This is a genomic window from Bradyrhizobium lupini, assembly GCF_040939785.1.
Lineage (GTDB): Bacteria > Pseudomonadota > Alphaproteobacteria > Rhizobiales > Xanthobacteraceae > Bradyrhizobium > Bradyrhizobium canariense_D.
Genome location: NZ_CP162553.1, coordinates 6967674 through 6992426 on the forward strand (window position 1 = coordinate 6967674; position 24753 = coordinate 6992426).

The 24753-nt window shown below is 60.1% G+C and carries 20 protein-coding genes; 7 read left to right on the plus strand and 13 right to left on the minus strand.

From position 1 onward, the window contains the following. Window positions 1-92: 92 nt before the first annotated feature. The 3 genes from AB3L03_RS33405 to AB3L03_RS33415 all read left to right on the plus strand — a co-directional run bounded on the left by AB3L03_RS33405 (window position 93) and on the right by AB3L03_RS33415 (window position 3099). Window positions 93-1736: a DUF3300 domain-containing protein gene (locus AB3L03_RS33405; RefSeq protein ID WP_368507853.1), complete on the plus strand. Its 1644-nt coding sequence runs from the start codon at window positions 93-95 to the stop codon at window positions 1734-1736. Then, complete coding sequence (locus tag AB3L03_RS33410; RefSeq protein WP_368507854.1) at window positions 1733-2650, plus strand: DUF2950 domain-containing protein; 918 nt, start codon at window positions 1733-1735, stop codon at window positions 2648-2650. The genes AB3L03_RS33405 and AB3L03_RS33410 overlap by 4 nt, the downstream gene beginning before the upstream one ends. A 161-nt stretch (window positions 2651-2811) precedes the next feature. Continuing rightward, a complete protein-coding gene (locus tag AB3L03_RS33415; RefSeq protein WP_368507855.1) occupies window positions 2812-3099 on the plus strand; it encodes a hypothetical protein in 288 nt (95 codons plus the stop codon). A gap of 41 nt (window positions 3100-3140) precedes the next feature. On the opposite strand, the gene AB3L03_RS33420 is transcribed toward AB3L03_RS33415, so the two are convergent. The 4 genes from AB3L03_RS33420 to AB3L03_RS33435 form a co-directional block, all read right to left on the minus strand. Further along, window positions 3141-4835, minus strand: coding sequence for an MASE4 domain-containing protein (locus AB3L03_RS33420; protein ID WP_368507856.1), 1695 nt, complete (start codon window positions 4833-4835; stop codon window positions 3141-3143). Between the two features lie 169 nt (window positions 4836-5004). Further along, window positions 5005-5202, minus strand: a complete 198-nt coding sequence (locus tag AB3L03_RS33425) for a hypothetical protein (RefSeq protein WP_157643029.1) — start codon at window positions 5200-5202, stop codon at window positions 5005-5007. Window positions 5203-5480: 278 nt separating this feature from the next. Continuing rightward, a complete protein-coding gene (locus tag AB3L03_RS33430) occupies window positions 5481-6479 on the minus strand; it encodes a hypothetical protein (RefSeq protein ID WP_368507857.1) in 999 nt (332 codons plus the stop codon). A gap of 197 nt (window positions 6480-6676) precedes the next feature. After that, window positions 6677-7555 (minus strand): hypothetical protein, encoded by an 879-nt coding sequence (locus tag AB3L03_RS33435; protein WP_162496436.1) that lies wholly within the window; start codon window positions 7553-7555, stop codon window positions 6677-6679. 300 nt (window positions 7556-7855) lie between these two features. Here AB3L03_RS33435 and AB3L03_RS33440 point away from each other — a divergent pair, with 300 nt between their 5' ends. After that, window positions 7856-8398 (plus strand): hypothetical protein, encoded by a 543-nt coding sequence (locus AB3L03_RS33440; protein ID WP_018457641.1) that lies wholly within the window; start codon window positions 7856-7858, stop codon window positions 8396-8398. 89 nt (window positions 8399-8487) lie between these two features. On the opposite strand, the gene AB3L03_RS33445 is transcribed toward AB3L03_RS33440, so the two are convergent. The 9 genes from AB3L03_RS33445 to AB3L03_RS33485 form a co-directional block, all read right to left on the minus strand. Beyond that, window positions 8488-10074 (minus strand): methyltransferase regulatory domain-containing protein, encoded by a 1587-nt coding sequence (locus AB3L03_RS33445; RefSeq protein WP_368507858.1) that lies wholly within the window; start codon window positions 10072-10074, stop codon window positions 8488-8490. Window positions 10075-10079: 5 nt separating this feature from the next. Then, window positions 10080-12719 carry a type VI secretion system ATPase TssH gene (gene tssH, locus AB3L03_RS33450; protein ID WP_368507859.1) on the minus strand — a complete coding sequence of 880 codons (2640 nt, stop codon included), beginning with the start codon at window positions 12717-12719 and terminating at the stop codon, window positions 10080-10082. 97 nt (window positions 12720-12816) lie between these two features. Next, window positions 12817-13881 carry a type VI secretion system baseplate subunit TssG gene (gene tssG, locus AB3L03_RS33455; RefSeq protein ID WP_368507860.1) on the minus strand — a complete coding sequence of 355 codons (1065 nt, stop codon included), beginning with the start codon at window positions 13879-13881 and terminating at the stop codon, window positions 12817-12819. Further along, the gene (gene tssF / locus AB3L03_RS33460) at window positions 13845-15812 is read right to left on the minus strand and encodes a type VI secretion system baseplate subunit TssF (RefSeq protein WP_018457637.1); all 1968 of its coding nucleotides are present in this window, start codon (window positions 15810-15812) and stop codon (window positions 13845-13847) included. Before tssF ends, tssG begins: the two co-directional genes overlap by 37 nt. A 1-nt stretch (window position 15813) precedes the next feature. Then, a complete protein-coding gene (tssE, locus tag AB3L03_RS33465) occupies window positions 15814-16362 on the minus strand; it encodes a type VI secretion system baseplate subunit TssE (protein WP_026233415.1) in 549 nt (182 codons plus the stop codon). 181 nt (window positions 16363-16543) lie between these two features. After that, a complete protein-coding gene (locus AB3L03_RS33470; RefSeq protein WP_018457635.1) occupies window positions 16544-17029 on the minus strand; it encodes a type VI secretion system tube protein Hcp in 486 nt (161 codons plus the stop codon). Window positions 17030-17078: 49 nt separating this feature from the next. Beyond that, window positions 17079-18581, minus strand: coding sequence for a type VI secretion system contractile sheath large subunit (gene tssC, locus AB3L03_RS33475; protein WP_018457634.1), 1503 nt, complete (start codon window positions 18579-18581; stop codon window positions 17079-17081). Window positions 18582-18597: 16 nt separating this feature from the next. Then, a complete protein-coding gene (gene tssB, locus AB3L03_RS33480; RefSeq protein WP_026233414.1) occupies window positions 18598-19125 on the minus strand; it encodes a type VI secretion system contractile sheath small subunit in 528 nt (175 codons plus the stop codon). Window positions 19126-19249: 124 nt separating this feature from the next. Then, window positions 19250-20590, minus strand: a complete 1341-nt coding sequence (locus AB3L03_RS33485; RefSeq protein WP_368507861.1) for an ImpA family type VI secretion system protein — start codon at window positions 20588-20590, stop codon at window positions 19250-19252. Between the two features lie 321 nt (window positions 20591-20911). Here AB3L03_RS33485 and AB3L03_RS33490 point away from each other — a divergent pair, with 321 nt between their 5' ends. The 3 genes from AB3L03_RS33490 to tagH are packed head-to-tail and all read left to right on the plus strand — an operon-like array spanning window position 20912 to window position 24732. Next, a complete protein-coding gene (locus tag AB3L03_RS33490; RefSeq protein WP_085348546.1) occupies window positions 20912-22780 on the plus strand; it encodes a type VI secretion system Vgr family protein in 1869 nt (622 codons plus the stop codon). 5 nt (window positions 22781-22785) lie between these two features. Continuing rightward, window positions 22786-23349 (plus strand): hypothetical protein, encoded by a 564-nt coding sequence (locus tag AB3L03_RS33495; protein ID WP_085383668.1) that lies wholly within the window; start codon window positions 22786-22788, stop codon window positions 23347-23349. A 12-nt stretch (window positions 23350-23361) separates the two neighbouring features. Then, window positions 23362-24732, plus strand: coding sequence for a type VI secretion system-associated FHA domain protein TagH (gene tagH, locus AB3L03_RS33500; RefSeq protein ID WP_018457629.1), 1371 nt, complete (start codon window positions 23362-23364; stop codon window positions 24730-24732). The last annotated feature ends 21 nt before the right edge of the window (window positions 24733-24753 follow it).

Here is a 24753-nt window from a genome sequence, read left to right on the forward strand (position 1 = left end):
TCCGGGAGAGCTCCATCTTCTTTGATCTTGATCAATAGAAGACACTGATCGTCCAAGATGCTTGGTCCAACGGGAGCTCAAGGGAGGACGTGATGCTTCGTTGCGGGAACACTCTGATCGCGATGGCGTTGCTCTTGGCGATGCCTGTCGCCGCAGTAGCCCAAACCGCAGACGCTCCGGCGGCCCCAAGTAGCGGAGTCCAAACCGCCGGCAAGCCTCTATCGGCTGCTGAGTTGCTCAAGCCCGAGCAGCTCGAAGCTCTGGTCGCACCGATTGCGCTCTATCCGGACGAACTGCTTGCAAACGTGCTGGCCGCGTCCACCTATCCCTTGGAAGTCGTTCAGGCCGATCGCTGGCTGAAAGAGCGCAAGACTCTGAAGGGTGATGCCCTGAAGACTGAAGTCGAGAAGCAGCCTTGGGATGACAGCGTCAAGGCGCTGGCCTCAACCGCCGAAGCGTTGGCCATGATGAGCGACAAGCTCGACTGGACCAGGGCGCTGGGCGACGCCGTGCTCGCGCAGCAATCGGATGTGATGGATGCGGTCCAGCGGCTGCGGACCAAGGCTTATGACAACAAGAAGCTGGTGACCACCACGCAGCAGAAGGTGACCGTGAAGTCCGAGGAAAGCAGGCAGGTGGTCGTGATCGAGCCGGCGGTTCCCGATACGATGTACGTGCCGTACTACGAGCCTGCGACGGTCTACGGCGCGTGGCCCTACACCGAGTATCCACCATATTACTTCGGCTACCCGTCCTACATCGGCGCAGGCGTCGTCGCGGCGGGTCTCGCGTTCGGCACAGCCTGGGCCATCGGTCGCTGGGGCAATTATTGGGGCGGCGGCTGCAACTGGGGTAACCGCAACGTCTATATCAATCACCGCACCACCAACATCGGAACTGGCTGGCAGCACAATCCGTCGCATCGCCAAGGGGTACGCTACAACAACGCCAACGTTCAGCAGCGCTTCGGCAATAGCAATCTGAAGGCCGGCGCCGCCGACCGCATGGATTTCCGCGGCCGCGACGGACAGCAAGTCTTGAAGCCGGGACAGGATCGGCCTGGTGGCGCAGATCGCGCTGGGGATCGTGCGGCAGATCGCGCTGGCGAGCGAGGTGGCGACCGTCAAGGCGCCGGGGATCGCGCCAAGGCGGGAGGCGATCGCGCCAAAGGCGGTGGCGATCGCGCGGCCAAGGGCGGTGGTGCCAAGAATGCCGGCGCAAAGAGTGCTGGCCCTAAAGCGGGCGGCGCCAAGGGTGGGGGCGCCAAAGCCGTGAACCGCGGTGGTAGCGGAAGCGTGCTGAACGTGTCGTCGGGCCGCTCGGCGGCCGCAGCATCGGCGCGTGGTCATGCGAGCATGGCGAGCATGGGACCGCGCGGTGGCGGTGGCGGAGGTGCGAGCTTCGCCGGCCGAGGCGGCGGCGGAGGCTTCCAGGGTGGCGGAGGCCGTGGTGGTGGTGGCGGCGGACGGCGTTCCGATATCGCGCTGAAGCATGACGTCGTTCTGCTCGGCCATCTCGCAAGCGGTCTTGGTTATTACCGCTTCAGCTATATCGGCAGCGACAAGGCCTATGTCGGCGTCATTGCGCAAGAAGTCGAGGACGTGAAGCCGGTAGCCGTCACCCGCGGAGCCGACGGCTATCTCCGGGTCTATTACGAAAAGCTCGGTCTGAAATTCCGTACCTATCGCGACTGGCTCGAGAGCGGCGCGCGGATTCCTGGCGAGGTGACGCCATGATGGGTTTGAAGTCGCTTCGTCTCGCCATCTTGCCGGCCATTATTGCGGTGGGGCTCCTGAGCTCGCCATCCCTTGCGCAGCAGTCCTATCCGACACCGGAGGATGCGGCAGCGGCGCTCGCTGCCGCCGTGAAAAGCGGGCCGGACCGGGCCATCCTGAAAGTCCTCGGCAGCGCTGCCGAGGACATCGTTTCCTCCGGCGACGAGGTCGCCGACGTCGACATCCGGAAACGCTTCACCTCGATGTATGATGCGAAGCATGCGATCAAGGCGGAAGGTAACAGGAAGGCAGTGCTGATGTTGGGTCCGGACGACTTTCCGTTCCCGATTCCGCTCGTCAACACCAGGACCGGCTGGGAATTCGATACCGCCGAAGGCCGCATTGAGGTGCTGTATCGCCGCATCGGCCGCAATGAACTCGACGCGATCCAGACCAGTCTCGCCTTTGTCGATGCCGAGAACGAATACGCCGACAAGGATCGCGGTGAGGGTACTGGCGTGTACGCGCAGCGCATCGTCAGCAGTGCCGGCAAGAAGGACGGGTTGTTCTGGCGCGACGACAGCGACCAGAGCCCGCTCGGTGCATTGGCGGCGCAGGCTTCGGCCGAAGGCTACAAGGCCGAGGAGGGGCCGGCGCCCTATCATGGCTACTATTTCCGCATCCTGAAGGGGCAGGGATCGAACACGCCAGGCGGCGCGCTGAACTATGTCGTCAACGGCAAGATGATCGGAGGTTTCGCACTGGTCGCCTGGCCGGCCGAGTACGGCAATTCCGGCGTCATGACCTTCCTGGTCAACCATGCGGGCGTTGTCTACCAGAAGGATCTCGGGCCTCGGACCAAGGTCCTCGTTTCCCGCATCAGCGCGTTCGATCCGGACCAGACCTGGAAGAAGCTGGATGGTGCAAAACCCTGAGCGACGCACGCAGATCTTGCGTGGGCTTCTTTGGCGTTTGGCAGGCCTCGTGCTGCTCGCACTCCTTATCCCGACGACCCCATCGTTTGCACAGGCATCCGCGCAGGTCCGGATCAAGATCGTAAAGGCGGGGCTGCTCGTGGGCGGTGGCGCTGGGCGGCGTGCTGACCTATCGCGGCCGCCATCATCCGTTCCGCATCAGCGGGGTAAGCTTGGGTTTTACCGTCGGCGCTACCGTTGGGTGGCTCGAGGGCTGGGCTTCAGGCATTCGAGAGGTCAGCGATTTTGCCGGCGCATACAGCTCGGTCGGTGGCGGGGCTGCCCTGATCGGCGGCATCAATGGCGCTCAGCTGCGCAACGACAAAGGGGTCACGATGGTGCTGCAGGGACCAAAAGCCGAGGTGGAATTCGCCGCTAGTCTCAGCACAATCATGATCTCTCTGAAGTGAGCGCGCGCGAAAGGCGGAATGGTCGTGACGGTCCCGTACCGTCATTGCACCGAAGCGGGGGCGGAGACGGGCATTTCCAGCTCGAAAACGGAGCCCCTGACGTCCGATTTGACCAGCCTCAGCTTTCCACCGCACCTTCCGACCAGGTTGGAGGAGATGGCCAGCCCCAACCCCATACCGCCTTGTTTCGTCGTGAAGAACGGATCGAAGATGCGCTCTTGGTGACGGGGTGTGATGCCGGTGCCGGAGTCTTCTACGGACAAATGGACCGTTGCGCCACCATCAAGGCTGGTTTTCATACGGAGCTGTCGTTGATCGGCGGGGACAGAACTCATTGCGTCAAGCGCGTTTTTGCAGAGGTTCAGGACAATCTGCTGAAGCTCAGTGCCGCCCAGAGCGACTGGGGGAATGTTGCCCTGAAACTCCGTAATTACTGTTACGCCATTGGCAAGAAGATCGTGCCTCAACAGTCTCAGCGCAAGCTCGGCGACATCCTCGACGTTTGCTGAAGCGCCGCCCTGCGCCGTTTTGATTGTCATCTCGCGAATGTTCGATATGATGTCAGCGGCGCGGCTGCTGTCCGCTTCGATGTCAGACAGGATGTTCTCGAGGTCCTCCAGTTCAAGGGGGGCAGCTCGCAGGTGACTCAGGCCTGTCGCAGCATTGAGCGAGATGGCCCCCAATGGCGATCTTAACTCGTGGGCGATCGCGCCAGTGACCGCGTCGATGCTGAGAAGCCGGTTCGCTCGTTCGCGTCGTTGCAGGGCAATGACGCTGGCAAGGCGCGAATAGATAAACATCGTTTCGATGAGCAATACGGTCAGCAACATGCAACTGCCGACGAGAACGAAACCGCGTGCTGCGTACCAACCGATGGTGAACCGAACCGAGCTGCCGATGATTGCTACCAGAAAGTTCGGCAAGTAGGCGAGCAAAGTCACCATCAGCCAGAGGTCAAGAATGGTGCGCATGCGTGCAAACAAAACGGTGAGAGCAGTCAGATTCCATAGCAAAAGCATCAGGTTGACCTGATTGCCGAGAGGGGTCTGGTGCCTGACGTCGTTCACGTAGAAATTAGGAAGCCATTCGGCTTTCGCGTTCACGATCCACGTCAGTCCTGCCACGGCGGCGCCGATGCACCCGACAACTATTATGATCGCGGCTGTTGCAGGTTTGCCTGGTCTGCCGCCGGCGGAATGATCCTTCGTGAACCCGTAGCCGAAAATCGCCGCGGGGAACGTTGCGTGCCATAGCACGTAAAGCCAAGCTGGGCTGTTCAGTCCATCCCCAATGACACCCGCGGAAGCGTATCCGTTCGGAAAGGCGAGCGTTTGCAAGAATGCGAATGATCCGCTGAAAACGTATCCGCTTGCCAGTGCGAGAAGTGCCCGTTTAGGCTGGATCGAAAATTGAGCAAATAGCAGGGCTGCCGTGATGAACTCGGCCAAGGCCAACGCGGTCTGCAACACTGGAACGAAACCATTAATCTGGCCCAATTGGATCCGGGCGAACGGCGCGATGACCGCTGCAAGGACGATGAGCAAGACGGCGACACCCACCGCCCAGGCCTTTTGACGAGGGGTTGCGGGGATGTTCGCGATGATCAGTGGGAATTCTTGCTCATCCTCGTAACCGGGCTCGGCGGCTGCGTTGGCTGATCGCTGGCTCGCTAGCGCAATGCCCGGCCCTGATGCTGTCGCACCGCCGACAAGTCCCATGAACTTGCGCTGGCTCATGCCGCCTCCGGGCCACGAGACAGCATCTTACTCGTCCCCACGCCCGTTGAAAGCCCGTAAGGGCAGACCAGGTTGAAGCCCCTCCGAGGAACGATCATGAAGCTTTGCGCCGCGTATACACCGGAATCCTGCAAGGACTGTGCGAAGCTTGCTAAAGCTTTCCCCAACCTTAATCCACAATAGTGTCGCGCCGGTTCACCGCGCCGGGATAATCATCCGGATCGTTGCTCGCCGGTTGAGCCCGGCAACACACCGGAAATTCGCCATGCGGGGCAATGTGCTGGTGTCGAGTTTGCTTAGTGTAGATTTGAACCTCGATCGATGATTTTGCGGTCTGGATTTCGTCGGCGGCTGCGAGGGCGAGCAAATTGTACGTCGAGCCCAGGCTATTCTGACCGCGGTTGTCGCGAGCTATGCGCCGCGCGCTAGCGACGCAGAAAACAGTCTGCCAGGACGTCGATTGCCTGTCGCATGGCGGCCGCGCAATTCTTCTCCGTGTGCTTGCGCTATGAAGCTGACCAGCACGCTGGACAAGTCGTAAAACTACTCTCGGAGAGAGGAAGAATGCGCTACCGCACCGCGTCGAATTATCGGCGTGTTGTTGCATCACTTGAGTAAGCTCCCGACCACTCCCTTGCGGCGGACCTACTCCAGGTGCCTTGCGCGCAGATCTTGAAGGTCCTTTTTCAATGCCGCCAGATCCAGCCCGCGAGGAAAAGTGAGGCGTCCAGATCGGATCACGAGCCGGACGTACGGATAGCGTTCCTCGGCAAGCATCGGAAGACTGATTTTGTATTTGTGCCAATCTTCAACGATGTGTGCCTGTTGCTCGACGTTGTATGAGTCCCGGGAGTCGCCGGGCGTGTACTCGTAGCCGGCACCGATTGTCTGCGCCCAGAAGGAGCGCGCCATCGTCCAGTTCGAATCGTTGAACGCCTGCCACACATGGGTCATTTCGTGCACGAAGAGGTCGCAAATTCGACCGAAGTTGTCGCACAGGAGGCCGAAGGTGGGGCTAGGAGATGCCAGGTTACTGAACGCGACATTGCCAAGATTGATGGCATACCGCATGCTCGGCACCATGGGATTGCTTCCTCTAAAGAACGGTCCGTCGTTCGTCCACGGTCTTCCGCCTGCTCCCAGGCCGTTGGTAATCGCGATCGTCTCCCACGGCGGCAGGGTCGGGCCAAAGACGTTGCGCGCGAAATCCCGTTCGCTGACGTCCAGCACGCGGGCGAAGTCGGGTCGGCCTCCTTCACATGCCGGTGGGATCGGGGCCACTGGTGTGGGCGCAACCGGTGGAATTGGCGCAATCGGCGGGGGAGGCGGCGTACCTGGCGGTAGATAGATGAAGCCGCTTTTCCATCCACCTTTCCCGCCGGTCGTACCGGAAGAAAACGCAAAATTCTGGCGGTCGGGCGATATCGCGCGGCAGCCTACATACTCGGCTAGGTACCAGTTCACCTGCCTTGTGGCTTGTTGGAAATCGCGCTGTTTGACGAGCTTGATGCCCGGAAAATTGAACTCGATGAGGTCCCATGGATCGATGCCGATCCGCTTGGCGAGGGATATCCAGGTCTCACCTGCCGCCACCGCATGTCGCGTTCCCGCTGGCGGTACGTAGCTTTCGACGACAGGCTTCAAGGGTCTTTCCTGGTTCGGCAATGTAAGGACCTCCCTTGCTGAGTCCTGCAGAACTACTCTTGCCACCAATATTCATTGGTCGCCGTTACCTTGAGGCGGTTCGATGGTTCCATTCATTCGGACCGCGAACAGGTAGGCTAGGGAGGAGCCTCATTCGTAGCTTGGAGGCGTAGACAATCGAACCAGCAACCCCCGCTTTAGCGTCGGCCTTTTGACCTCGAGCCTAGCAGGTCATGCGTGCCGCTGACGCTCACGGTTCCGGAGCACTCGAAACCGCCAAAAATTCCGCAGGAGCCGGTGACCGTGACGCGCAGATCTTTGCGCTGGTACATGTCGACCGAAACGCCCACGCGCGAAAAGTCGTTCGCGCTGTTCGGCAATATCAAGTCGATGTGTTCGGCCGCCCAACGCGGCACATGTGAGTTGCTCTTCCAGAACAGCTCATTGCCGGCGTGGTGCATGAAGTTCGGCCCGACCGTAAGGGCACCGTCCACGCCCTCGAACACGAAGCCTGTTTCGTCGATGTGCACGTTCACCCGGTCGGGTGCTACTGCGAAATGCAGCGAGGTGATGTCCTGGGGCTGCGGGTCTTTGCCGAATTGCGAGCTGTAGGCATCGCTCCATTGTCCGCGGTCGCGTCCGAGCCCGAAGCCGTGCCGGCCCGGGAGATCCCGCGTTGAGAGTGGCTTGTCGGACAGCTTTGGGCGCCAGATCTCCCGAAACCCCTTGCCGATCGTTGCCGCCATCGACAGATCGAGAGCCCAATGCGACGCCTTTTCCGGGCTTTGCCCTTCGGCGAATGCGTCGAATCCGTCCGTCGTCTTGGCAATGCGCAGCTTCTTGATCAGCTCTTCCCAGTCCTTGGGCAGGAAGGTGACGCCGTCGAGCGTGGTCGTCGCGGCAGCGACACCATACTTCTCGAGTTGGTGTCGGATGTAGGGCTTCTCGTCATAAAGGCGCACATTCGGGTTGGCGCCGGCAAAGTAATTCTTCAAATCGATCTGCGGTCGCAGCATGGTCAATCGCGCCGCGATCTTCCGGTAAGTGTCGGTCGTCGTCGGATCGGTCGTCGTCATGGCGCGCCCTCCGTGGCAATCCTCACCTCAGATTGGTCTCGCCCGAACGGGTTCGGGTTCAATGTCTGCTCGTTCTATGAGGTTACCGAACGCCCCATGCCAATTACGGCAAGAGTCAAACCCCTATTGCCCCAGCACCGATGCAGTTTGAACCCGCCAACTGGAATCGGCGACCACTATGCAGGGGGTACTTTAAGCGGCGAGGACGATCAGATGTCACTGCGAGGCAGGGTATTGGATATACTCAATGGGCCGGCGGTAGCACGCATTCGTTTCCGATTTCCGATCCGCGGCAGCCACGTGACGATTGCGCCGCAAACGTTCCATCACGTCGCCCGCGCGATCCGGTTGGGGCGGGTCACCGTCAGGGCTCCGACGGATCTCGCGGCAGGCGTTGCCGCACAATATAACGATGTGGCGAGAACCAGGGCGGACGGCACAGCGGTCGCTGCGAACACGCTGGAGGTCGTGTCGGCGGCGGGGCGGATGGACGGAGCCTATATCGTCCATGAGAGCCTGCATGCAGCCTACGATCTGTTGCGTACCGGCCTCGACGCCAATGCCGAAGAGGCGTCCGCGTACGTCTGCACGGCGCTCTATTGCCGCATGACCGGCCTCCCGCGGCCGCGCTGGGCCAACGGCCCGATTTACGCCAATGCCGCTGAGGTCGCCAAAACGTTACTGTCGCAATACCAAAAGGGCGATCCTGGCATTCCCTGGGTCGGCGAGAGTGAATGGCGGATGCTGCGTGCCGGCGTGGGCCTTCATCCGGTCTATACCAGCGGACCCGGTGGTATTCTCACCGGATGGCTGCTCGGCCAGCAGTACACCCACGATGGCTGAGTGATGGGCACCTCGCCTGTTTCGGGAGGTAGCAGATCTTCTGGTTCCTTCCGCCACTCTTTCCACGGTGCCCGGCGCACATGAGCGCGTCAGGCGATTAGCAAGCCCAGCTTGCCGACCATCGCAAGCGAGCGTTGAACGCTTTCTCGCGTTGATAGCAGCAGCGGCTCGGCGGGCTTCCTGGCACGATCCTTCTGATCTACCTGGATGGTCGGGCCGAATTTCTCGGTCATTTCGGCCGTGATCTGGTCGATGGTCCGCGTACCATCGAGCAATTGCAGGAAATCCCTGGTTCGGTCGTCCTCCAACTGCACGGTTTGGTGGAGGAGATTGGTGACGAGCGGACCTGTTTGCGCTTGTTTTCGCGCGAGCAGGCTCGCCTGCGGATGCTCGGTCGCTTCCGTCAATAAGAAGGGACGCGACAGCCGGAACGAGACCTCGCCGCTGCAAGCCAGGATAAACATCGCCTCGGTCAACGCCTTTTGGTCATCATCTGCCTGCCCGCCGCCAAGCAGCACTCGCGCCCCATCGAGCAATTCGTCAAATGACAGCGCGCGAGGCCAAGCGCGGCCGAGGCATAGGTGCGCCGCCTTCAAGAGCGAATTGGTCACCGTGATCCTGCTACCGTCCTCATTTTCGAATTCCATCGCTGAATCGTCCGTTACGCAGGCGTCCGGATCAACCGGGCTCGTCGTGCTCAGCAAATAGAACCGGGTGACGAAATCGAGGTCGGTCTGGCGGGAGAGCGAGACGTTGTCGTGGCAGAGCAAGGTACGGCGAAAGCCGTTACCGTCGATGAAGTCCTGATACTGATCGCGTGCCATGAACTCGGTTTCCGGGAAGCGTTGCAACGTCGCGCGTACCTCCTCGGAATAGCCCGCCAGATTGCGTCGCGAGAAATCGGCGTCGCTTAGATATTGCAAGCCATGAGAGCCTGCAAGCTCGACAACCTCGTGCAGCAGGAAGGCCTCGGCGCCTTCGTCGAGATCGTCATGAAACAACAGCTCGTCGGGCGCCTTGAGGACGCGGTTGTACTGATCGCGCATGATCGCGCCGTGAACCGAGTTGGCTTTCGATCCCTCGCTCAAGAACTTCAAGATTGCGCGGGCCTGTCCTACTTTTTCTTTCATGCCGGTGAGGCGGCGGGTGTGATACCGCATCATGTCGCGGACCATGTCGCGCATATGTGAGAACGGGTGCGCATTGTAACTGACGTAGCAGACCCCCTGCGGCGCGAGGTTCTGTTTGAAGATCATCATCATCTTCTCGCGCACCGAGGGTGGCACCCAGGAATACACGCCGTGCGCGATGATGTAGTCGAACCGTCCGAAGCTTGCATCGACATTCATGATGTCGCAGTGGAGAAGCTTGATGTTCTCCAGGCCCAATGTAGCGACATTGTTCTGACCGCGCTCGATCGTCACGCCGCTCAGGTCGACACCGACGAATTCGCTGTTCGGGTATTGAAAGGCCATCGGCAACAGGTTGCCGCCGACGCCGCAGCCAAGCTCCAGCACCCGGCAACGCTCGACCGGCGCCGGCTGCATGCCGTAAACGGCGGCCATGGTAGCAAGATGGTTGGGATGAGTAAGCCCATAAACATGGCCCGGGTAGTAGACCTCGTCGTATGGCGTTGGACCGATGTTTGGGTGACGATGCTCGGTTTGAATGTTCATCGTGCTCAATTCCACGAATATGCGAACTTGTTGTTGTCGATCGAGACACGTGCTTCCTTCACCTCTTCCTTGGCGAGCGACTTGCTGAGGAATTCGCGCGACAGCTCGGGGAGCAGGGTGTTGGTGATGATGTTGTCAATCATTCGCCCACCGGAGTCGGGGTCGTTGCAGCGCGACACAATGTGCTCGACGACCGCGTCGTCATAACCGAAGGTCGCGTTATGATTGTCGCGAAGGCGCCTTCCGATGCGGTCGAGTTGCAAACGCACGATCCCGGACAGCATCTCGTCCGATAGCGGGAAGTACGGTATCGAGACGATGCGTCCGAGCAGCGCCGCTGGGAACACCTTGAGCAACTCCGGCCTTAGCATCCTGGCGAGCTCTTCCGGCTCGTCGCGATACTTTGGATCGCGTGATAGGCCCATGATCATATCGGTGCCGACGTTGGTGGTAAGGATGATCAAAGTGTTCTTGAAGTCGATCCGTCGCCCGTTGCCGTCCTCCATGGTTCCTTTGTCGAATACCTGAAAGAAAATCTCATGGACGTCGGGATGAGCTTTCTCCACCTCGTCGAGCAGAATGACGCTATAGGGCTTGCGCCGGACGGCCTCGGTGAGGCGCCCACCTTCGCCATAGCCGACATACCCGGGAGGTGCGCCTTTCAAGGTCGAGACGGTGTGCGCTTCCTGGAACTCTGACATGTTGATCGTAATCATGTTTTGCTCGCCGCCATAAAGAGTCTCGGCAAGCGCCAGGGCGGTTTCGGTCTTGCCCACACCGGACGGGCCAGCCAACATGAATACGCCGATCGGTTTCGACGGGTTGTCCAGCTTAGCGCGGCTGGTCTCAATTCGCTTGGCGATCATTGTCAGCCCATGGGACTGGCCGACGACGCGGCGGTTGAGGATCTCCGGTAGCTTCAGCACGGTTTCGATCTCGTCGCGCATCATCCGGCCGACCGGGATGCCGGTCCAATCAGAGACAACGGACGCCACCGACTGCTGGTCTACATGGGCATAGACCATTCGCTTTTCCGGATTGATGGTCTCAAGTGTGTCGAACTTGCCGCGCAGCTCCGCGCGCCTGGCAGCCGGATCTTCGCCTTCCTTGGGCCTGGACAGGATTTCACGAATGCTGCGGATGTCCTTGATGAGCTCCTGCTCGACCGCCCAATCGCCATCGAGGTTCGTCAGCTTGTCTTTCAGTGCGGCGATGTCGTTGTCGATCGCGACAATGCGCTCGTTGTCCTCTATCCCAAGGTCGCCGTCGCTGACGAGCGCAGATCTCTCAGCTTCACGAGCGGCAATCGCCACGCGTGCATCCTCGATCAAGGCCGGCGTCGCGCTCTGGCTGATGGCTACGCGTGCCGAGGCTGTATCAAGCAGGCTAACCGCCTTGTCCGGCAACTGCCGTGAAGGAATGTATCGGTGGGACAGGTTGACTGCTGCGACGATCGCAGCATCCGAAATGCGAACGCCATGGTGCTTTTCCATCGGACCGAGAAGTCCGCGAAGCATGATGCAGCAGGTCTCCACATCAGGTTCATCGATCTGGATTGGCTGGAAGCGCCGGGTGAGCGCGGGATCCTTCTCGATGTACTGGCGATATTCCGCCCATGTGGTGGCGGCGATCGTACGAAGCGTGCCACGGGCGAGGGGAGGTTTCAGGAGATTGGCCGCATCGCCGGTACCGGCGGCGCCGCCGGCGCCGATGAGTGTGTGGGCCTCATCGATGAACAAGATGATGGGAGTAGGTGAGCTCTGGACCTCGTCGATCACCGACCGCAAGCGCTGCTCGAACTCGCCCTTCATGGAGGCGCCGGCTTGCATCAGGCCGATGTCGAGTGCGCAGAGCCTTACATTGCGCAGCGGTGGCGGCACGTCGCCGGCGGCAATGCGCTGCGCAAAGCCTTCGACAACTGCGGTCTTGCCGACGCCAGCCTCGCCGGTGAGAATTGGATTGTTCTGCCGCCGACGCATCAACACGTCGATCAGTTGGCGGATTTCTTCGTCCCGGCCAAGGATCGGATCCATTTCGCCCGATTTAGCCTTGGCAGTGAGGTCCTGGGAGAACCGGTCGAGCGGCGTCGTGCCCTTCGGACCAGCTTGGGCCGCGCCTTCCGTGCCGGCGCCAACCAGGCCCGATCCGTCCATCGGCCGCATGTTCTCCTCGTCGGAGCCGGTCCAGACAGCGCGGCGTTCCGCCGCCAGTGCGTCGACGTTGACCTTGGCAAATTCCCGCGAGAGGTTGTTCAGCGCGCGACGAATATCGTTCGATTTCAGGCCGGCAACGAGCAGATGACCGGTGCGGATCTGGGTCTCGCCAAAGAAAAGCGTGGCATAGTGCCAGCCGCGATCGAGCAGATCGATGACCGAATTCGCGACGCCCGGCATGTCGGTCTCGTTCTTAGCAAAGCCGCTGATCACGCCGGCCAGGTCCGACAATAAGCGCGCGCGGTCGAGCTTGTAGTGATCGACCGAGAGGCTGAGATCGTTGCCCTCCTGCTGCAGAATATGAAACAGCCAGTGCGCAAGCTCGACGTTGCGATTGCCGGCGCTCTTTGCGTGGCGCAGGGCCTGTATGAAGGCATCATAGCCGGCCCGGTTCAGCTTGCCCGTTACAGCTTCAATGCTGATGTCGGTCACGGCGGCTCCTCCTGCTCAACTCCTCCGCGGATGCTTGTCATCATGCGGAATTGGCTTCAAATTCCATAGCATTAGGCGATCAGCACTATGGATAGGTTCAAATCGCCGTGGCATTGGCTGCGGCGCTCCGGCGGGATCTCAATCGCTCCCCGAGCTGAAAGCGTGCATCGCGGCGATATTCTTCTGTGGAGGCCCAGTTCGGCGAGACCCAAGAAGTCCATCCAAGTCGACCACTTTGTCCGAGCCTGACCGGTACAACCTCTCCGGCAGGAATGGCGAGCTCTACCTCCCATTCCAATTCGTCGCCGACATAGAAGAAAACGGCGTCGGCCAGTGGCTCCGACAGGTTGGGTGTTTCGGTCGGCAGGAATTCTTCGTACTGAGCAAATGTTCTGACAAAGACCCGAACTCTGATCTTGTCCTCGACGCTGAACACGCGCGAGCCCAGAAGGGCGTCCTGACCGAGCCTCGCATGCGTTCCGCCGAGCCGGCTGCAGTGACTTGGGTCGAACGAGAGCCAAGTGCCGACGAATTCGTCGATCTCGACTTTGACCTCGAACAGTCCTTGCAGGAATCGCGTCAACCGTGATGCACACTTCGCCCTTGGCGCGACCAGTCCAGCGAAGCTGAGCTTCGCCATGTCCGGAACGGTATCGCGATCGGCGAAAACATCGGTGCCCAAGCCGGCGAAGGAGCCGACATAGGCAATGAAGCGATCGTCTGCCGGGCGGTCGTGCTGCGCGATCGGGCGCGCGTCGGCCCAGGCACGAAAGAAGAGTTGCAGGAAGCGCCCGTTAAACAGATCGAGAAAGCGCGGGAAAGCGTCATCCCGCATCAGCCACCAGCTGAGGCTTTCGTCGGTGGTGGCAATGGGCAGGGCGCCCTGCGGGCCCAGGAGGCCGAGAAATTTGACGAGTATCCTGAGCCGGCCACTCTGGTCGTCCACGGCCGCGAGATTCGAGGCGGGAAACTCCAGATAAGGCACTTGGCCGAGGTCGACATATTCGTCGCGGCGCGCGGCACTGTCACCGATCCGCGGTCGATCCGGGTTGGCGCGCTCGAACTGGCGTAACGTATGGAAGAAATCGAAACGCCAGGGCTCGGCCTTCATCTGGTCGATCAGGGTCATAGCGGTCTCCGCGTGCCCATGCGCGGCGGCCATCGCATGATCTCGCCGCGCTCCGGCGTCGAGATGACCGTCTGGGTGAAGGTGTTGAAGCCGGAATAGTCGGCAAAGAAGCGTTCCAGGATCGCCCCGAGCAAGAACACGCCGCTGCCCTCAAATGCCTTCTCGTCGAGTGTGACGATAATCTCCAAGCCACGTGCTGCGCCGCTGCCGGTGCGCTCACGCACGCGTCGCACGATGGGGCGGCTTTCTATGCTGCGCACGCCGCGGATCTTGCGTTCCGTGGCGTCGTCGAATTGGTCGGCGAACAAGGACAGCATCTCGCGCAGCGCTCCGGCGTTCTTGCCGCCACCGCGCTCGACGAGCCCAAGATAGTTGAGGCTGAGCATGTTGATGAGCCGCCAGCTGACAACGCCGCTGTTGACGATTTCGCTGCGGCTGCGCAATTGGGCCACCACCGGCTCGCGCGGCGGCGTCGGACCAGCGACGCACATCAGATCAAGAGATGTGTCGTCCAGCAAACGAAAATCGGCGCCGCCCTGGCCGACCGGCAAGTGCTCCGTGAGATGGCGATTGGAGCAGAGAGCCCGAACGCTCAGTTCGGCGACAGAGCCTTTGCCGCTCAATTCACCGGGCTCGAGCAGTGACAGGAACATGTCCGTCCCGGTGTAGTCTGAGGAGGCGCCGTATGTCTTTTCTTCCACTGTGCGGCGCCGCGGCAAGCGGCGCACAGTGAAATAAAGCCTGTCGGCCGACCCGCCGCTCCGGTCGACGGCGGCCGAATATAGCGGGCGCACGGGGCGCTTATCCTTCTCTGCCGGAAGGTGTGCGTAGACTTCGAGCACCTGGTGCGGTTCGTATTCCAGATAGCGGCTGCGATCTGGCACCACATGGTACTCGTGCGTATTCGACTTGACCGGAATACGGTCACTCGTCTTCTCGAACAGATTGATCGCCGGCGCGGTATAGAGCCTGAACGTCTCGGGGCGCACCGAGGCGGCCAATCGTGAGCTGTGTTCATCGAATGCGAAGACAATATCGATCGATTTGCTGCGCAGCCGTGACATCACGCCGCGAAGTCCGGTGAGGGTAATGCCGAGGAACTTGCGTGGAAACATGAAGTATTCACGCAGCAATTCCGAGCCACGAAAGATCCGGTTATCGTTAGGAAATAGAGACTCATTCTCGTCGAAACCAATTTGCTGCACGCTGTCATGGGGGGCACGAGTCACCACCGGATCGCCAAAGTCGTCGAGATGCCGGAAGTAGACCCCCCTGCAATTCGAGATCAACTGCTCGTAAAGCGCGATGGCGTCGGATTCCGCACCGGACAGGTAGATCGGAAGCTCGCTCACGCGGCAGCCTGCGAACCACGTTTCCGGCTTGGTCCGAGCCTCCGCGTCCGGCGGCTCGTCCTCGAGCCGGGCCGCACTACGATGGGTCAACGATAGCCTCAGCCCCGCGATGACGTCACTGTCGATCGGGATACCAAGCGCCTGCAGAGCGCCCGCCGTCGAGAAATACTCGGCGCTTGTGACGTCAAATGGCCAGAGCACGATGTCGCGGCAAAGTCGAAACCGGCAGGAAAGACTTCGCTCTCTCTCGCGATAGGTCGCGTCGAAATAGGCGCCGCGCGCGATCTTCCTGCCGTCACGCAGCGCCGGGTCGGCATAGGGTGGCCGTGCGGTCACCAGCATGGCCGAAGGTGTCGGCGCAAGATAGTTCGGTACCAGTTGCTCGAGCAGATTTGCAGTGAATTCCGGGAACTCGTGCTTGAGCTTGAGTTGAACGCGGGCGGCAAGAAAGGCAGCGCCTTCCAGCAGTCCCGTGATCATCGGGTCCGAGCGGTCTCGGATCAGGCCGCCGAGGCGCTCTGCGATACCTGGATATTCTTCGGCGAAATCTCCCGCCTGCTCGTACAGCAATGACAGTTCACGATTGTAGAAATCGAGGAATTCGCGATTCATGCTAAAGTCGATTGATCTGGATGTCGCCGCTGTCGAGATCGACGTCGGCGACAAATTCCACGGGGACGTTGAGCGGCTCAGCTTTGAGGTCGGCGTGAACGATGAAGCGCAGCTTCAGCTGCTCAGGGCCGACCGAGCCGTCGCGACGAACCCGAATCGTCTTGCGGTCGAGTCTGGGTTCGTAGGTCGCTAGCGTCTCGCGCAACGCGTCGGTGAGTTCGTCGTCCGTAACCTCGTCGATCGAGCGGTGGGCGATATCGGGGAAGCCGTAGTTCAAGATCGATCTCCGGACGCAATCCCGGTCGCTCAGATCCAAAGTCGATTCCAGAGCAATGGTATTGAGAAGGGCTTCTAGGTCATGAGAGATTTCCCGCCGCAACAGCGTTTCCGAGATCGGAAAGCGGCCGGCGCTACGCCGTCCGGCAATGACCCGTTCACCGAATTCATCGCGCAAATTGAGCTTCTTGCGCGCATCGCGAGCTTCATGAGCCAAGCGAAAGGCCAGCATTAGCGGGGGAGAGAGACGATCCCTCTTTGGAGTAATGGTCATTTACCTTCCCCAAGATGCCGGGCCCGCTATGCCCTTTCGCGGAGCATCAGCTGGTCTCTAGGATGGTTGTCGCCTCGGCAGGCGGTCGTGCTCGTAACCGCTCCCGCCGAGACGTCAACGCAATCGCACCGTGCGGCGCCGGCTCAGCTAATCGCAACCAACGCCAAGCAGAAGCCGACGATCAGGCCCATTCCTTGTTGGCGGGAACGTCCCAGCCAAACACCGGCGCCGCTCCAGCGCCGCCTTTTTCCGTCTGGGTCTTGTACGTCATCTTGACCTTGGCGAAATTCAGACTCACGTTTTCAGTGAGGCGATCTTCGCCGTGCGATCCGCCCGTCGATACACTCGTGACCAGAATGTGCTTCATCTCGATCTTGAGATACTCCAGCGGATTTTCACCCGCCTTGCGCACCGTGAGGATCGCCGTATCAATGTGCTTGCCGTTCGCACAGACTTTGAAAAGCTCCGGCGTGGCCTTGTCGACGAAGTGCGTGAAATGCAGGTCCTGGATGCTGACCTTGCCGGCACCGCCGCCCGAACCGCTGTGGAAAGTGCCTGACTGGCTCTCGCCGAACGACCAGCTCAAAATATCGATTTCGTCCTTGTGCTTGTCGTCCAGCGACTCGCCCTTAATCGGATCGAGTTTCAGGAAAATGTCGACAGCCATAGCATAGTCCTTTCAAATTTCTGCATGTTACGGTTGCGATGCTGCGGCGTCAGGAGCCGGGGCCGGGAAGGCGCGAAACCAGACTGAGGCCGACGTCCATCGCCTCCAACTGAAAGTGTGGACGAAGAAAGAAGCGCGCGTTGTAATATCCCGGGTTCTCCTCGTTTGCTATGACCTCTACCTTCGCAGCGGCCAGCGGCTTGCGCGCCTTCTGAGCTTCTGACGACAGGGCTGGATTGGCATCAACGTACTCGTTGATCCAGGTCTGCAGCCAGACCGTCAGCTCATCCTTCTCCTTCATGGATCCGATCTTGTCGCGAACCATGCACTTCAGATAGTGCGCAAAGCGAGACACAGCGAACATGTAGGGCAGTCGTGACGACAGGTTATCAGAGGCGGTGGCATCCACGCCTTTCTCGCCGAAATACTTCTTCGGCTTGTAGAGCGACTGAGCGCCGATGAACGCCGCCTTGTCGGTGTTCTTGCGATGGATCAGCGGGATGAGGCCCGCCTTCGCAAGTTCGTGCTCACGGCGATCGCTGATTGCGATCTCGGTCGGGCATTTCAGGTCGACGCCGCCGTCATCGGTCGGGAACGTGTGCGTCGGCAGGTTGATAACTTCACCGCCGGACTGCACACCGCGGATGCGCGTGCACCAGCCAAACTCCTTGAAGGCGCGGTTGATGTTGACGGCCATTGCGTAGGCGGCGTTGATCCAGCCGTATTTGTCGCCGGTGTGTCCGTCCGTCTCCTCTTCGAAGGCGAACTCTTCCACGGGCTCCGATTTCGCGCCGTAGGGGAGGCGGCCGAGCGCGCGCGGCATGCACAGGCCGAGATAGCGCGAGTCGTCCTGATCGCGCAGTCCCTTCCATGCGGCATATTCCGGCGTGTCGAACACCTTGCCGATGTCCCGAGGGTTGGACAGCTCGGTCCAAGAGTCCATTCCCATCAGCGTCGGCTCGGCGCCGCTGAAGAAGGGGGCGTGTGCGGCGCCGGCGATCTTGCTGAGATCGCGGAGCAGTTGCACATCGGTGGGGAGGTGACTGAAATAATAGTCGCCGATCAGGCAGCCGAAAGGCTCGCCACCCAGCTGGCCGAATTCATACTCATAGATCTGCTTGAAAAGGGGGCTCTGGTCCCAGCGTGCATCGGGATAAAGCCGCAGATTTCGATACAGCTCGTTCTTTGAGACGTTCATCACCCGGATTTTCAGGTTGGCGTCGGTCTCGGAATTGAAGACGAGGTAGTGGAGACCGCGCCACGCACTTTCGATTGCCTGGAACTCAGGTGTATGAAGAATCTCGTTCATTTGCGCGGTCAGCTTCTGGTCGATCCGCGCGATCATCTCCTCGATGGTGTCGAGGACGTCCGACTTTATGACGCTTGTGTCCTTCAACGCCTCTTGAACGAGCGTGGATACGGCGTTTTCGACTTCGGTCGCTGCACGTTCAGTGCGCGGTTTGAAGCTTTGCTTTAGCAGGCTGGCAAACTCATCAGCTTCGACGGTTTTGACTTGGGTAGGGCTCTCTGTGTGAACAGCTTCTTTTGCCATGGTCCCCATTCCTTCCTTAGCTCTCGGTGCCAGGTTCGCTCGACTGGCTTGTCGCGCGTTCCCGCAGCGCTGCCATCAGTTGAGGATCGGCGAGAAGTTTTTTCAGCTGGTCCTCGGCGGCCACCTTGCCGTCCATGTAGCGCAGCAGGTTGGCGAGTTGTTCGCGTGCCTCGAGCAGCTTGGCGGTGGCCGGCACCTGGCGGGCGACTGCCACCGGAGTGAAGTCTGCCATCTTGTTGAAGCGCAAGTTGACCGAGATCTTTTCGTCGGAACCATCGCTGAGGCGATTGGCGACGCGCGCCGTCACGCCGGGCTGGATTGCGGCCATGCGGTTGTCGAAATTGTCCATATCGAACTCGAGGAACTTACGCTCCTCGACCTTCGACTTCTCGATGCCGGGGTTGTTGCCGGAGAGGTCGGAGAGGACGCCCATGACGAACGGCAGCTCGATCAGCCGCTCGGCATCGTAAGGATCCTCGTATGTTATGTGCACGCGTGGTGCGCGGTTTCGTCGAATGAATTTTTGACCGCTGTCAGTAGCCATGGTTCCCCTCCCTGCGAAATCGCATCAGAAGCCAAATTGCACGACGCAGATTGACTAAGGCGTCTCAACTTGCGGTCGGCAAAACATTCTTATGTCCAGTTAGTGCCTTCGAGAGAAAGGTGGTTCAATACGATTTGTCGATTGTCTTGAGAGCGCCCTCAGGAAGGACATCATTCAGAAGGCTGAGGAAATCCCGCTGTGCGAGGTCGCGCGCGCGATCGACCAAAAAGGGGATCGGGCTGGACGGCTCCGTGGTTCGGAAAAACGACGCCACCTTCGTCAGCAGACCCAAGGCCTGCGCTCTATTTTCCACCGAAAAAACAATATCTTGGGCGCTCTCATCCGTCGTTGATGAGAGCGGGGTCGCGAGCTCCGCCATCCGTTCGATCGGCAGGTCGAAGACTTTGTCCCGCCCGATGTTGATGGCAGCGCTCCCCACGTGGGACGGCACCAGCATCCGCATCACTTCAATAAATGATTTGCCGACCATCTCCTGCGCTTGACGTACCAGCAACAGCGCCGGGTTGGATGGTTCCATTCGGGCAAAATAGGCGGCCGCTGCGCCGAGCGCTGCGGACGCCTGTGCAGATGAAGCAAACATCGTGGTTGCGTCCAACGGCACCTGCGTATCGACGGGACCGGCATCTTCCGCAGTTGCGGCAATCGCCACCGGATCACGCAATGCGACAAGACCCGCAAGCCATGCAGCCATGCCGTCAACCAAGCCGGAGAGCCTGTCGAGGCTGATAGGTTGCCCCGAATTCATCTTCTCACGCCAGGTCGCCTTGATACCTGCGATTTCAGCAGCGACCGCGGAGCACCGCGCGCTGATTGCCTTGAGAGTATCGAGATCCGTCTCGCTGACGATGCGCTCGATAGTCGCGAGATCGAGCCCGTCGGCGTCGGCATCGCCGGCGGGAATTTCGCCTTGCGCGATTTGATAGGCACGGTAGTGGAGGTTGCCGTGTCTGCGGTTCTCGATCAGGGGGAGGAACTGGAGCGGGTTGATCACGGTCGGAAACACGTCGATTGCTTCGACCGTGACGGCCCGAAGCGCGTAGTCGCCGTTCTCACCCCTCGGATGTACCGCTTCCCACTGCTCGCGCAGCAGCAAGTTGGTCGCCCTCAGGCAGTTAAGAAAGCCGTCGAGATCGCGGTTGAGGATTGAAAACTTCGCGAGCAGCAGGTTTAGGCGCAGATCGCGGGTACGCGCCAGGAGGGGCTGTGCAGCGGCAAATTGGCCGGCAAAATCGACTGCCTTTGGATCGAAGCGTCCACGCTCCCCATTGGCATTGACGACCTCGAAGAACGACATTGGCAGCAGGGATTCCGCACCTGCGAAGAAGTTCAGATATTGGACGTCTCCGATGGCGTCGAGATCCGGTCCGCAGGGATCGTCAGCGGTAATGGGCAGCGTCAGGGAGGCGACATCAAGCATGCGAGGATCGTCCATCTGCTCGGTCACGGCCCCGCTGCCGAGCCGTGACGACTAAGGGATCGCGCGGGGCGCATGATCCGATTCTATACCTATGGGTCAGATGCCTGCTGATCTTGGTTCATTCCCGAAGATCATGCCATTTTCTCGTGAACCGGCAAGCTCTTGGAGCCGACTACTTGATGGCCAGGGTGGTTCTTTGGACGGCTGTCGTGAAACGTCAGGAGGCCAGCCCCGGGGCGGACTTGCCGGTACTGCCAATTGGCGGGGCAGGATTTCCGCGGATCTTGCATACGTCTGATCAGCTCTTTGCAGCGGGTCATTCGATCGAAGGAGGGAGTTTAAGCCCACATGGGCCAGCTTACTCAGGATACCCGCCTCTGCGAACTCAAGACGCCTCTTGGCAAAGACGTTCTGGTTTTTGCCGGATTCGAGGGCTCGGAAGGTCTCAGCGAACTGTTCGAGTATCGCATAGAGTGTCTCAGTGAGGATGCCGACCTCGACTTCGACCGAGCCATCGGTCAGCAATGCACGCTGACCATAAAGCTGCATGAAAAGGAGCGCGAGTTCAGTGGCATTCTGACGGAGGCCCAGTGGCTCGGGGTAAGGAACGACTATTTTAGCTACCGGATCGTGCTGAGGCCCTGGTTTTGGCTGTTGTCGCGGACCACCGATTGCCGGATCTTTCAGGACAAGAAAGCGCCCGACATTATCAAGGAGGTATTCAACGAACGCGGCTTCACCGATTATGAATCCAAACTGACCGAAGAGGGGTCCTGTCCGAAGCTCGAATATTGCGTTCAGTACCGCGAGACTGACATGAATTTCGTGTGCCGGCTGATGGAACAGCACGGCATCTACTACTTCTTCAAGCACGAGGGCGGCAAACATACGCTGGTGTTGGCGGATTCCAAATCGTCGCATAGCCCGATCAACGGTCTTGCTACGATTCCCTATATCCCGTTAACAGGGGCAGATCGTCGAGGCGAGCAGCATATCTACGAATGGGTCTCGGAGCGCCGGTTTCGAACCGGCAAGATCGAGCTTAACGACTACAACTATCAAAAGCCCAACGCGCAGATGATCAGCGACGCCAAGGGCTCCGAGCACTACACCCGGTCGGAGATGGAGTTTTACGACTATCCAGGGAAGTTCAAGGAAAAATCCGACGGCGAGCGCTACGCGAAGATCCAGCTCCAGGCCGAGCAGGCAATGGACCGAAGGCGCCGCGGCAACGGCGACGCCGTCAACCTGTTCCCCGGTGGGTTAACGAAGCTTGAAAAGCACTCCAAGGATTCGCAGAACGTGGAATATCTCGTGGTGCGAGCCACGCACTCGTTCTCGATCGAATCTTATCGCACCGGAGGTCCGAGCGACGCCGGGCAACACGTCTATTTCGGCAGCTACGAGTTTCTGCCGAGCGATCGGCCGTTTCGAGCGCCAATGACGACGCCGAAGCCAAGGATCAATGGCATCCAGACTGCCAAGGTAGTGACCAAAGACGACAATTCGAGCGAGGAAATCGACGTCGAGTCGCTCGGCGAAATCTATGTCCGCTTTTTCTGGGATCGCAAGAAGAAGCGGTCGTGCCGGTTGCGCGTCGCCCAGGTTTGGTCTGGCAAGCGCTGGGGCGGTCAGATTATCCCACGCGTCGGGCAGGAAGTCGTTGTCGAATTCCTGGAAGGGGATCCGGACCGTCCCCTGGTGATCGGCACCGTGTACAACGACGAATACAAGCTGCCTTACGATCTGCCGTCGAAAAAGACGATTGGCGGCTTGAAGTCGGACTCCACCAAAGGTGGCGGCGGCTTCAACGAGTGGAGCTTCGAGGACAAGAAGGGGTCCGAGAAGATCACGGTGCATGCCGAGAAGGACCATGACGTGACGGTCCGGGACACCGAGACACGGACCATCGGCGAAGCTGCATTCGGCGGCGATACCCGCAAGACCACGCTCAAGAAAGGCAATGACAAACTCGATATCGAATTGGGCGGTCAACACATCACGCTGGCCATGGACCAGTCTGTCAATGCGGGCATCAGCATCACGCTCACGGCCAACGCCAATATCACCCTGCAGGTTGGTCCCAGCCAGATTATCCTGACCCCGGCGGGCATCGTCATCAACGCGCCGACGATCGCCATGACAGCGCAGGCCGGCATGGCGCTTGCTGCCGGCGGTCCGCTGGTCGCTCACGGCACTCCAACTCTTGTCGGCTGACGATCATGGGGCAGGTTCGATTCGGAACGGTACAGGATCTGTTTCAGGCCTATCCGTTGGCGCGCTATGATGTCGGCAGAGCCGACGCTGACAAGCCTTCGCTGGATTTCCTTCAGGAGGCCGCCGACGCGTGCAATTGGCACGCGGCCGTGTCTTATTGTGCATACCTACTTCCAAGGCGTGTGGCAATTGGCTGGGGATGTCGCTCTCTGCGACGGATGTTCGATCATTTCGATGCCAGCGATAGCAGGTCGCTCAATATTGTGGAGACCTGGGTCCGGCAACCGGACGAGCAGTCCCGGAACAAGGCGCTGGCTGTCGGCAATGCCAACGATCCTGAGCAGCCGGCAACGTGGCTGGCGCTGGCGGCCGGCTGGTCCGGCGGAAGCGTGGTTCCCCCGGAATTTGCGCCCGTGGAAGCCAAGCCAGATCAGGCCGCACGGGCGGTGCGTACAGCACTGCTGATTGGCCTCTGCCGGCTCCCCCGTGACTTCCGGGACCAGATAATGACGTCGTGCCTGGAGGATGGTATTCAATTGGCACGCGGCGAACCGCGCCCTCCGCGCTAACGAGACGATGTGATGGTGCTTCGCTTTAATATCGAGAACGAACCGAATCTTCCGGACGGCGGACCTGTGACGTTTACGGTCACCGGCAGGCGTTCGGTCGATATTGGCCGGGACCGTCACCTCGACTGGACGCTGCCGGATCCGGCGCGGACTATTTCCGGAAAGCATTGCGAGGTGCACTTTCGCGACGGTGGCTATTGGCTGCACGACGTCTCGACCAACGGCACCTTTCTCAATGGTGCCGACCAGCGCATGCGGGGGCCGCACCGCTTGCGCGACGGCGATCGGCTCACGATCGGCCACTACATCATCGGAGTTTCGCTGGAGGATGAGGCTGGCGGGCGTATCCCAAATCAAGCGGCGCAACTGCACGAACCCTCGGTCCAGCAGCATGCGGATTACGGAGAGCTTTGGACGGCCGATCGTGACGTTCCGCCGCCGATCGATCCGCAACTGTTGAAGAAGCCACGCGAGGCGGCGCGGCCCGTCAATCCGGGGTTCCTTGATTGGGCAGCGAGCGTGCCGGCGCCGGGTGTAGACCCATTTCGATGGTCATCGCCGACGTCTACGTCCCAACCGTCCGTGCAGGACGATGACATGAACTGGGCAGCCGGTCCGGTCACCGCGCCGAAACCGCAAGTCGAGCGCCCGCAAGCCATCCCGACTCCACGCCGGCCGTCGGTTTGGATCGATGATGAACCAGTCGCTGCCCAGCCGCCAACATCGCCATCGCACCCGCAGGTCGAGACGGCGCAAGCAGCAGACGAGCGACCTGTCGCGGCCAAGCCAGTCGGTGGTACCGAGTTCGCGCGACTGGTGGCGCGCGCTGCGGGATTGCCGGAGAATTTCTTCGCCAGCAAGTCCGATGCCGAACTCGCCGAACAGCTTGGCATCATCTTGCGTATGACCGTGGACAATCTGATGGCGCTGCTGCAAGCGCGAACCCAAGCCAAGCAGCTGACCCGTAGCACCAGCCAGACCACCGTCCAAGCCCTTGAAAATAATCCGCTGAAATTCTCGCCGACCTCGGAGGAAGCGATGCGCATTCTCTTTGGGCCGCCGACACGCAGCTATCTCGATGCACAGCGCGCCTTTGCACAGGGCTTCAGTGATCTCAAGTCACATCAGTTGAGAACCTATATGGCGATGCAGCACGCTGTCCATGAGCTGATTGCGGGCATAGATCCGACGCTGATGGCGCGCGAGCTCGAGCTTCAGCGTGGCGCAAGCTCCTGGCTCGGCACGAACAAGGGCAAACTCTGGGACGAGTTCTTGACGCGCTGGAAAGCGCATCTTGGCCGCGACAACAACGCGCCGATCGAAACCTTTATGTTGCTTTTCTCGAACTATTACGACCGCGGTGATAAGCCCGGCTCAAAGTAAACTCTCGGCGACCCACGAGGT

Coding starts and splice junctions, on each gene's coding strand:
- AB3L03_RS33405 (WP_368507853.1), top strand. CDS start 93: ATGCTTCGTTGCGGGAACACTCTGATCGCGATGGCGTTGCTCTTGGCG.
- AB3L03_RS33410 (WP_368507854.1), top strand. CDS start 1,733: ATGATGGGTTTGAAGTCGCTTCGTCTCGCCATCTTGCCGGCCATTATT.
- AB3L03_RS33420 (WP_368507856.1), bottom strand. CDS start 4,835: ATGAGCCAGCGCAAGTTCATGGGACTTGTCGGCGGTGCGACAGCATCA.
- AB3L03_RS33435 (WP_162496436.1), bottom strand. CDS start 7,555: ATGACGACGACCGATCCGACGACGACCGACACTTACCGGAAGATCGCG.
- AB3L03_RS33445 (WP_368507858.1), bottom strand. CDS start 10,074: ATGAACATTCAAACCGAGCATCGTCACCCAAACATCGGTCCAACGCCA.
- tssG (WP_368507860.1), bottom strand. CDS start 13,881: ATGGCCGCCGCGCATGGGCACGCGGAGACCGCTATGACCCTGATCGAC.
- tssF (WP_018457637.1), bottom strand. CDS start 15,812: ATGAATCGCGAATTCCTCGATTTCTACAATCGTGAACTGTCATTGCTG.
- tssE (WP_026233415.1), bottom strand. CDS start 16,362: ATGACCATTACTCCAAAGAGGGATCGTCTCTCTCCCCCGCTAATGCTG.
- AB3L03_RS33470 (WP_018457635.1), bottom strand. CDS start 17,029: ATGGCTGTCGACATTTTCCTGAAACTCGATCCGATTAAGGGCGAGTCG.
- tssC (WP_018457634.1), bottom strand. CDS start 18,581: ATGGCAAAAGAAGCTGTTCACACAGAGAGCCCTACCCAAGTCAAAACC.
- tssB (WP_026233414.1), bottom strand. CDS start 19,125: ATGGCTACTGACAGCGGTCAAAAATTCATTCGACGAAACCGCGCACCA.
- AB3L03_RS33490 (WP_085348546.1), top strand. CDS start 20,912: ATGGGCCAGCTTACTCAGGATACCCGCCTCTGCGAACTCAAGACGCCT.
- AB3L03_RS33495 (WP_085383668.1), top strand. CDS start 22,786: ATGGGGCAGGTTCGATTCGGAACGGTACAGGATCTGTTTCAGGCCTAT.
- tagH (WP_018457629.1), top strand. CDS start 23,362: ATGGTGCTTCGCTTTAATATCGAGAACGAACCGAATCTTCCGGACGGC.